General features: G+C 69.1%; 6 protein-coding genes, 1 pseudogene and 1 riboswitch. Of the genes and pseudogenes, 3 read left to right on the top strand and 4 right to left on the bottom strand.

All coding sequences use genetic code 11. The features are described 5' to 3' along the window. From QK444_RS25585 to QK444_RS25575, 3 genes and pseudogenes are all read left to right on the top strand, one after another. Positions 1-1,866, top strand: a pseudogene (locus QK444_RS25585) (hypothetical protein); the annotation flags it as partial. A gap of 466 nt (positions 1,867-2,332) precedes the next feature. Then, complete coding sequence (locus QK444_RS25580) at positions 2,333-2,977, top strand: MBL fold metallo-hydrolase (RefSeq protein WP_282784453.1); 645 nt, start codon at positions 2,333-2,335, stop codon at positions 2,975-2,977. Positions 2,978-3,031: 54 nt separating this feature from the next. Beyond that, the gene (locus QK444_RS25575; RefSeq protein WP_282784451.1) at positions 3,032-3,898 is read left to right on the top strand and encodes a DNA-formamidopyrimidine glycosylase family protein; all 867 of its coding nucleotides are present in this window, start codon (positions 3,032-3,034) and stop codon (positions 3,896-3,898) included. Positions 3,899-4,016: 118 nt separating this feature from the next. On the opposite strand, the gene QK444_RS25570 is transcribed toward QK444_RS25575, so the two are convergent. The 4 genes from QK444_RS25570 to QK444_RS25555 form a co-directional block, all read right to left on the bottom strand. Then, positions 4,017-5,528 (bottom strand): carboxylesterase/lipase family protein, encoded by a 1,512-nt coding sequence (locus QK444_RS25570; protein WP_282784449.1) that lies wholly within the window; start codon positions 5,526-5,528, stop codon positions 4,017-4,019. Between the two features lie 79 nt (positions 5,529-5,607). Then, the gene (gene mgtA / locus QK444_RS25565) at positions 5,608-8,316 is read right to left on the bottom strand and encodes a magnesium-translocating P-type ATPase (RefSeq protein ID WP_282784447.1); all 2,709 of its coding nucleotides are present in this window, start codon (positions 8,314-8,316) and stop codon (positions 5,608-5,610) included. Between the two features lie 57 nt (positions 8,317-8,373). Beyond that, entirely contained in the window at positions 8,374-8,592 is a 219-nt protein-coding gene (locus QK444_RS25560) for a hypothetical protein (RefSeq protein ID WP_282784455.1), read from the bottom strand. Between the two features lie 262 nt (positions 8,593-8,854). Then, positions 8,855-9,031, bottom strand: a riboswitch (M-box (ykoK) riboswitch). 78 nt (positions 9,032-9,109) lie between these two features. Then, on the bottom strand, positions 9,110-9,355 hold the full coding sequence (locus tag QK444_RS25555) for a DUF2630 family protein (RefSeq protein WP_029931123.1): 246 nt from the start codon (positions 9,353-9,355) through the stop codon (positions 9,110-9,112). Between the last annotated feature and the right edge of the window lie 92 nt (positions 9,356-9,447).

Genomic DNA, 9,447 nt, shown 5'->3' with positions numbered 1-9,447 from the left:
GCGAGCCTGCTGGCGCGACACGATGCCGTCTGGCGGCCGGGGACGGCCGCCGAGCGGCTGGCGCTCGCGGCGGAGATCCATATCGTCGCCGACTGCGTGGGCGATGAGGACCTGCGGATTCAGGGGTATGTGCTGCGCATCGCGGCCCTGCTGGAACTCGGTGATCCGCGCGCACACTCCGAACAGGCCGCCCTCACCGCCTACGCCGACCGCACCCGCCTGCCCCGCCCCCGCTTCATCGCCCGCTCCCGCGCGGGCGCACTGGCCACCGTCACGGGCAGCCACGCCGCCGCGGCGGCCATCGACGACGCGTACGCCCTCGGCGAGCGCAGCGGTGAGGTCGACCGCCTGCCACTGTGGCTCGAACAGCGCTGGGCACTGGCGCTGACCGCCGCCGACGAGCCCGCTATCGCCCGCCTCACCGCCCGCTACCGGCAGCTGCCCAGCGCCTACGCCGTCGCACCCCTCCTGCTCGCCGCAGCGCGCCGCCTAGCCGCCACTGGGTCCGGGGTGGGCTCGGCGTCTCCCGGGGCCGCTGCTGCGTTCGAGGCTGATTCGGCGTCTTTCCGAGCCGGTACTGTGTCCGAGGCTGACACGGCGTCTCCCTCGGATGTCCCTACGCTTGGGGCCGACGGCATGTCTCCCGAGGCCGCTGCTGCGTTCAAAGCTGACTCGGCGTGTCTCGGGGCCGGTGCTGAATCCGGGACTGACACGGCCTCTTTCGGGGTCGCCACTGCGTTCGGGGCCGACACCGCGTCTCCCGGGGCCGACACCGCGTCTCCCGGGGCCGACACCACGTCTCCCGGGGGCGACACCACGTCTGCCGGGGCCGGTGATCCGTGGTGGGGGCAGGACGAGGCGGGGCTGGTGGATGAGGTGCGGCGTGGGGTGGATGAGGTGCGGGTGCTGTTGGAGACATATCCGCGGCATTTCCACGCCGGGGCGTTGATCGCGCTGGCGGAAGCGGCGGTGGTGCTCGATGACGCGGAGTTGCGGAAGTCGGTGCGGGAGTCGCTGTCTCCCTTGCGCGAGCTATGGGCGGTGACCGCCGGGGGCGGCGCGGTGTACGGGCCGTACGCCTACTGGCTGGGGCGGCTCGACGCGGCGGCGGGCGATCGCGACAGTGCCGCGGTCGAGTTGGAGGCGGCTGCGGAGGCGGCGCGGCGCATGCGGTCGGTGCCGTGGCGGGCGGCTGCGGAGCGGGAACTGCGGAGGTTGGGCACGACGCCGACGCGGGCCGAGGTGCTGCGGGCGCACACCGCGATCGAACCGGCCACCAATGTCTTCCGGCTCGCCGACGGCGTCTGGACGCTGCGGTTCGCGGGAAAGACGGCGCATCTGCCCGATATCAAGGGGCTGCGGGATCTGCACACGCTCATCGCGAATCCGGGGCACGACATCTCGTCGATGGAACTGCTCACCGGCACCGGCACCGCCGCGGCCACCGCGTCGGCCGCCCGCGGCCTGGGTGCCGACACCGTGCTCGACGAGCGCGCCAAGGCCGAGTTCCGCCGCCGACTCGAGCGGCTCGACGACGAAATCGACCGCGCCACAGCCCGCTCCGACGACGACCGCGCCGCCGAACTGGATACCGAGCGCGCCGCCCTGTTGGACGAACTCCGCCGCGCGGCCGGACTGGGCGGTCGCACCCGCCGCCTCGGCGATGATGCCGAACGCGCCCGCAAAACCGTCTCCGCCCGCGTCCGCGACGCCCTGCGCCGCCTGGACCACGCGCATCCGGAGCTGGCCGAACATCTGCGCGCCTGCGTATCCCTCGGCCTGGTCTGCCGCTATCAGCCGCAGCGCGAGATCCGCTGGGGTACCGACCGGCCGCTGGGCACTGATCGGCCGCCGGGTATCGATTGACCACTGGGCACCAACTAGCAGCTGGGACACCGACCGGCCGCCGGGCACCGACTAGCTGGTTGATGAGCCTTCGGTCCGGTGGGATCGACGCCGGGCCGGATGATCGAATCATCCCCTCGGCACACCGGTGCCGACAGCCGCTCGGCACCGACCTGTCGCCGGGGCGCTTCCCGCTGTGTTCGGAAGCCCCGTCCGAGCGGGGTGGGCCACCCGGGCGGAGCTTCCACACTGTCGGCCCTACAAAAGGGGGCGTTCGCAATTGGCCGACAGCGCGAAACCCTATGGGGGCAAACGTCTGGACAACTATGACATTTGTGCCCGCACCGCTGACATTTCGTGCCGGACATTGTTTCGCGGTCCGTGTCGCGCGGGAATCGCCGAATCTCGCGGCGCTGGATTCGGTCTCGCGCCTTCCGGGTGAAAGCACCGAGTGGCCGCCGAACGGCCCGGACCGAAGGAGCGAATCATGGAGCGCATCGCCACCGACCTGTGGGTCACCGAAACCCAGAACCCGGCACCGGGCCTGACCACCCGCGCCTACCTGTGGACCCGCCCGGAGGGCAACGTGCTGTTCTACAACACCAGCATCGAGAGCGAGTTCGATCGCATGGCCGAACTCGGCGGGGTCGCCGACCAGTACCTCAGCCACCAGGACGAGATCACCTCCACCCTGGCCACGCTGAAGGAGCGGTTCGGTACCCGACTGCACCTGCACGAGTCGGAGGCGGACCTGGTCACCGCCACCACCGTGGACGATCCGTTCACGACGCGGCACACCGCGTTCGACGGTTTGGAGGTCATCCCCACTCCCGGCCACACCGTGGGCAGCACCAACTACCTGGCCACCATCGCAGGTAAGCGCTACCTGTTCACCGGCGACACCATCATCCGAGGCGAGGACGGCCGCTGGTGGGCCGGTTACCTGGAGGGCTTCAGCGATAAGGACACGCTGGTCGCGAGCCTGGATGTGCTGGCCGAGCTGACTCCGGACGCGGTGGTCTCCAGCGCCTTCCTGGGCGAATCCGGGGTGACCGAACTCGGGGAGCGGCCGTGGGCGGAGTTGGTCGGCGAGGCGCGCGAAGGGTTGCTGGCGGGCCGCTCGCTTGTCTGACCAGGGCGTGTTCACATCGGGCGCCATGTCGGTGGGTGCCGGTAGGCTGCGTTTGTGCCCGAATTACCGGAAATCGTGGCGCTGGAGCAATTCCTCGCCGAGCATGCGGTGGGCGCGGTCGTGGGTCGGGTCGATATTGCGGCGCTGAGTGTGCTCAAAACCTTCGATCCGCCGGTGACCGCGCTGTCCGGGCGCGATGTGACGGGGGTGGGGCACTGGGGCAAACACCTCGGCATCGACTGCGACGGGCTGTGGCTGATCACGCACCTGTCGCGGGCGGGCTGGCTGCGCTGGCTCGACGAACCCGGCGCCGCCCCACCCAAACCGGGGAAGGGGCCGCTCGCCCTGCGCGTGCACCTGTTCACCCCGGAGGGCGCGACCCCGGCCTTCGACCTCACCGAGGCGGGCACCAAGAAACGGCTCGCGGTCTGGCTCACCACCGATCCGCTGGCGGTGCCCAGCATCGCCCGCCTCGGCCCGGACGCCTTGGCGGTGAGCGAACCCGAATTCGCCGAACTGCTGCACGGCACCTCGCAGCGGGTGAAGAACGCGCTCACCGATCAGACCATCATCGCCGGTATCGGCAATGCGTATTCCGACGAGATCCTGCACACCGCGCGGCTGTCGCCGTTCGCGAATGCCGGAACTCTCGACGCGGAGCAGCTGTCCCGGCTGTATTCGGCCATGCGCGCCGAACTCCGCGATGCCGTCGAGCGTTCCGTGGGGCAGGACGCCGCGCGGCTCAAAGGCGAGAAGCGTTCCGGTATGCAGGTGCACGGCCGCACCGGTATGCCGTGCCCGGTCTGCGGCGACACCGTCCGCGAGGTGGCCTTCGCGGACAAGTCCTTCCAGTATTGCCCCACCTGCCAGACCGGCGGCAAGATCCTCGCCGACCGCCGCATGTCGCGCCTGCTGAAGTAGGGCGGCGACCCTGCGGGCCACGGCGGCCGGTAATCGCCATCGCAATCGGCGCGGCCGTGCGCGACCGCGCGTGGGCTGGGTGCCCACGGCCCGGCGGTCTCGCCGCGCTCGGGTCGGTTCAAATCAGTGTCGGTACCGTAATTCCCTGCCAGGCGAGGCGTTTGGCGCGGTCGGGATCGTCCTCCAGTCGCGGCGGATAGTCGATGATCATGGTCGTGCGCCGGTCCTCGGTGTACTGGGGCCAGGACGGCAGGGGTGCGCCGTCACGGGCGAAGGACAGCCAGTTGTCCTGGAACTGCCTGGTCACCGAGCGCATGCCACGCTGACCGCCCGCCACCGTGAGCGCGCGTCCGAACGGGGTGTCGCTGGCCCCGAACACCGGGATCAGGTCGAAGGCGTGGGTGGCTCCGAATCCGGCGAGATGCAGTGCGCGCGGGGCGAAATCGAAGCGGTAGCCGTAGGTGGGCGCGTACCGGCTGTGTCCCTCCATGGCCGTCACCGTGGACCGCCACAGCACGAAATCCCCACCCATGCGCACCGCGACCTTCGGGTCCGGGAAGCCCGGGTAGGCGGCGACAACCTGGGCCGCGGCCTCGGCGCTGGAATGCGCGAGCACCTTGCGAATGCGTTCCGGCGTGGTCGGCAGCGTATCGGACAGCCGCGCGAACAGCGTCCCCTCATCGCGATTGCTGCCGATGATGAGCGGCAGCCGGTGCGCGCTGCCCTCGGTGAGCGCGTCCAGCGGGGAGCGCGGCAGGAAGTCGCCGTCCACCATGGGCACGGCCGGGAACAGTCCCGGCTGCTCCCGCAGCACCGTGGCGACGGCCCGGTCCACCGCACGGCGAATGTCATTGGCACCGGCCGAGATCAGCGCACGCGATGCCTCCTCCGGGCCGGCCCCGAGACCCTCCACGCAGCGGCGGGCGAAGAGTTTGGCGTCGTCCGGGCTGGCCGCCCACGCCGCGGGCGGGCTCTGCGAGATACCCCGGTGGAACAGACCCTCCGCCGCCGGAGTCGCGAACAGGCTCAACACGGCGTGCGCCCCGGCGGATTCGCCGAAGATCGTGACATTGTCCGGATCGCCGCCGAAGGCCGCGATATTGCGCCGCACCCACTCCAGCGCCGCCACCTGGTCGCGCAGCCCCAGATTCGACTCGAATCGCCGCTCGGGCGTGGAATATTCGCTGAAGTCCACATAGCCGAACCCACCCAGCCGATAGTTCAGCGACACCACGATCACATCACCGCGCACGGCCAGCCGCGCCCCGGAATACAGTCCCAGCGCCGAGGTGCCGATCATGTACCCGCCGCCGTGGATGAACACCATGACCGGGCGCGGCGTGGCCGAGTGCCCAACGGGCGCGGTGATATTGAGCGTCAGGCAGTCCTCACCGGTCGGCTGCTGCTGCCGCGGCCCGATGCGAGCGCCGCTGCGATGCTGCATCGCGGCGAGGCCGAATTCCCGGGCGTCGCGCACCCCGGCCCAGGGCCGCACCGGCTGCGGGGCCCGGAATCGCAGCTCTCCCACGGGCGGCGCCGCATAGGGGACGGACCGCCAGCGCGCCACGCGGCGGCCCCGGGAACCGCGGACGACGCCGTCGGCAGTAGTGATATCGATCGTTGCCACCATTGGAAAACGGTATAGGCGCGACCCACCCGCCCGCTAGACCCTACTGACTTGTTGCCAATACGTCGCCGGGCCGAACCGATCACAGCCAGCTGCCGAACTTCCGGATGTACAGCGTCTTCGCCAGCTGCGCCACCAGGCAGTAACTCAGCAGCGTCAGCACCAGCCAGGGGAAATACGCCAGCGGCAGGGCCTGCATCCGGAGGACGTCCGCCAGCGGCGAGAAGGGCAGCCAGATGCCGACGGCCATGATCGTGCCCGTGGTCAGCAGCACCGGCAGGGCCGCCCGCGACTGGAGGAACGGGATCTTCCGGGTGCGGATCATATGCACGATGAGGGTCTGGGAGAGCAACCCCTCGATGAACCAGCCGGATTGGAACAGCGTCTGGTGTTCGGGACTGTTGGCCTGGAACACGAACCACATCAGCGCGAAGGTGCTCATATCGAAGATCGAGCTGGTCGGGCCGATGCACAGCATGAACCGGCCGAGATCCCGGGCGTTCCACCGCTGCGGCTTGCGCAGATACTCCTCGTCCATGCGGTCCCACGGAATGCTGAGTTGCGAGATGTCGTAGAGCAGGTTCTGCACCAGCAGGTGCACCGCCAGCATGGGCTGGAAGGGCAGGAACGCCGAGGCCACCAGCACCGAGAACACATTGCCGAAATTCGACGACGCGGTCATCTTGATGTATTTCATGGTGTTTCCGAAGGTGCGGCGACCCTCGATGACGCCGCGTTCGAGGACCATGAGGTCCTTCTCCAGCAGGATGATGTCCGCGGACTCCCTGGCGATGTCGACCGCGGTGTCCACCGAGATGCCGACATCGGCCTCGCGCAGCGCCGCCGCGTCGTTGATGCCGTCGCCGAGGAAGCCGACGGTGTGGCCGCGCGCGTGCAGGGTCCGCACGATGCGCGCCTTCTGTGCCGGGTCGATCTTGGCGAACAGCGTGGTGCGCTCCACCAATTCGGGCAGGTCGGCGTCGTCGGTCAGCTCCAGCCGGGTGCCGGTGACCGGTTCGCCCACCTCGAGGCCGACGTCCGCGCACACCCGCGCCGCCACCAGTTCGCTGTCGCCGGTGATCACCTTCACCTCGACGCCGTTGTCCGCCAGGGCTTTCAGCGCCGCGGCCGCGTCCTGTTTGGGCGGATCGAGGAAGGCGAGGAAGCCGACCAGCGTCAATTCGGTCTCATCGGTCGCCGTGTAGCGGTCGCGGATCGGCACCGCCCGGGTGGCGACGGCCACCACCCGCAGCCCTTCGCGATTGGTGCGCTCGGCCACGTCGATCACGCGCTCGCGCAGCTCGGGGGACATGGCGGTCTCGCGGTCGCCGTCGCGCGCGAACCGGCACAGCGCGACGACCTCCTCCACCGCGCCCTTGCAGACGAGCTGGTTCTCCGCGACGCCGCCCAATCGGTCGCTGACCACCACCGACATCCGGCGGCGCACGAAATCGAAGGGGATCTCGTCCGCGAGCCGGTAGCGGCTGTCGACCACGGCCTCCTCGGCCTCGTCCATCCGGTCGATGACGGCGCGGTCCAGCAGATTACGCAATCCGGTCTGGAAGTGGCTGTTCAGATACGCCAGCCGCAGCACCTCGTCGCTCGGCCGCCCGTGCACGTCCAGGTATCGGTCCAGTACGACCCGGTCCTCGGTGAGGGTGCCGGTCTTGTCGGTGCACAGCACATCCATGCCACCCAGATTCTGAATCGCGCTCAGCCGCTTGACCACGACCTTGCGCTTGCTCATGGCGACCGCGCCCTTGGCGAGATTGGCGGTCACCACCACCGGCAGCATCTCCGGTGTGAGGCCCACCGCCACAGCCACCGCGAACAGGAACGCCGAGGTCCAATCGCCCTGATTCCAGCCGTTGACGACGAACACCACGGGCACCATGACCAGCATGAACCGGATGAGCAGATAGGCGACCCGCTTCACCCCGGTGTCGAACGCGGTCTCCGGATGCGCGCCGACCATGATGTCGGCCATGGAGCCGAACCAGGTGTCCGAACCGGTCGCGACCACCACCCCGGTACCGGTGCCGGAGGTGACGGAGGTGCCCATCAGCACCAGGTTGTCGGCATCGGCGGGGTCGGGGCGGGTGCGCCGCTGGGTGTCGCCGGTGGTGGTGTCGGCCTTCTCCACCGGCAGCGATTCACCGGTGAGGGCAGCCTGGGCGACCATGAGGTCCTTGGCGGCGATGAGCCGCATATCGGCGGGCACCAGGTCACCGGCGGCCAGGTGCACGATATCGCCGGGCACCACCTCGGCCATGGGGATCTCCCGGGCTCGGCCGCGCGGCGCGCCCGCATCGCGCCGCACCACCGCCGCGGTGGTGGTGACCAGCCGGGCCAGTGCTTCGGCGGCCCGGTTGGAACGGAACTCCTGCCAGAACCGGATCAGCGTACTGATCGTGATCATGATGCCGATGGTGATGACGCCCTCGGCATCGCCGGTCAGGTAGAGCACGACGGCAAGGCCCGCCAGCACCAGGATGAACGGATTCCCGAACGCCCGCACCAGCTGCACCAGCCAGTGCGGAACGTATTCGTGGGCGATCTTGTTCGGGCCGTACTGCGCCAGCCGCTGATCGGCGTCGGCGTGGTCGAGGCCCGCGCGCACCGAATCCAGGTCGTGCAGCACCTGTTTCGCCGGTCGGGCACTGATGCCCACCAGCTTCGCGCCGACCGCGCGGGTACGGTCCTCCAGCTCGGCGGCCCGGCGTTCCCGGCGCGACGGACGATGGGTGGGTGGTTCCGGCTGCTGGAGGGACAGCGGAGTGGACATGGTCATGAGGTACTCCTCGCGCGGTAGCCGCATCGGGACTGTGGGGTGTCGGTGCGTGGCCGCCTACCGCTTCGGGTGGCAGCCCAGCGAGGCACTGACCACTGCCGGTGGCGTGTAGCCCGCCAGCAGGTTGGCCCGCTCCTGCGGGGTGAGATTCCGGCGTGCCCACAGGCGGTGCGCGCCACGGCGGCAGCCGCCGAGCAGGGCGGTGGTCAGCGTGGCTGGGGTACGACGTGCGATGAAGGTCATGGCGAACTCCTCGGTGACAGGGCCGCGATTCATCGCTTCGAACTCTTTTCAACCGAATTCGGGCACGCTGGATGGGCAATTGTCGAGGACATGACAATTGCCTGAGAATGCGCTGAATTCGCCGAACTGTCAGTTCGAAGGAATGCCGCGACCGGGCGAGACAATGCAGAGTGATCGAGACGGATACGGACTTCCACCGGGTGTCATCCTGCGGATCTCACCTCCTTGCGGCCGAGGCGTGCGGGGACGCCGAATCGAAAGCACAGCAGGGAGCGGGCCAGGGACGTTTCCCTGGTGAGCACCCCTCTCGTCAAAGTTTCGGCACTACGCGACGTGTCTCGGCATCGAGCCGGGAAGCCACTTCGGGTACATCCCTTAATCCGGGAAGACCTGTCCTAACCTTGGGCGTCTCTCGACGTCGTCAGATCAGTGGCCTGTGTTCGCGTAGGAGCCTCACCTATCGAGGTGCATGAACGTCGACAATGGTGTCGCACGAATTCGGATAAGTCAAATCCCAAAAAAATCGGCCCCCGATCGGGGGCCGAAAAACCTACTGGAGATAGCCTTCCACCTGCTGGGCGGAATTCGGCTGGGCCGAATCGGGATCGCGCCCCTGGTCGAGCCGGGCCCGGCGCTGCCGCAGCAGATCCCAGCACTGGTCCAGCTGCACCTCGAGCTCGGCCAGTTGGGCGCGCTCGCTCTCCGGGTCCAGCTCACCGCCGGTGGTCTTGGACCGCAGCTCGTGCTCGCGATCCACCAGTGTCTTGATACGCGCGAGAATGTCCTGATCGGTCATGAAGCCTCCACTCCGCGACGGTTGCGGCGCGACCCGGGCCGGGTCACGCGTCCATGCTACGGCGCGGCCAGGCACTCCCCGGCGGTCCGCAG

Source organism: Nocardia sp. CC201C, from assembly GCF_030010695.1.
Classification (GTDB): domain Bacteria; phylum Actinomycetota; class Actinomycetes; order Mycobacteriales; family Mycobacteriaceae; genus Nocardia; species Nocardia otitidiscaviarum.
The sequence above is the reverse complement of the archived record's forward strand: the minus strand, read 5'-3'. Positions and strand labels throughout refer to the sequence as shown.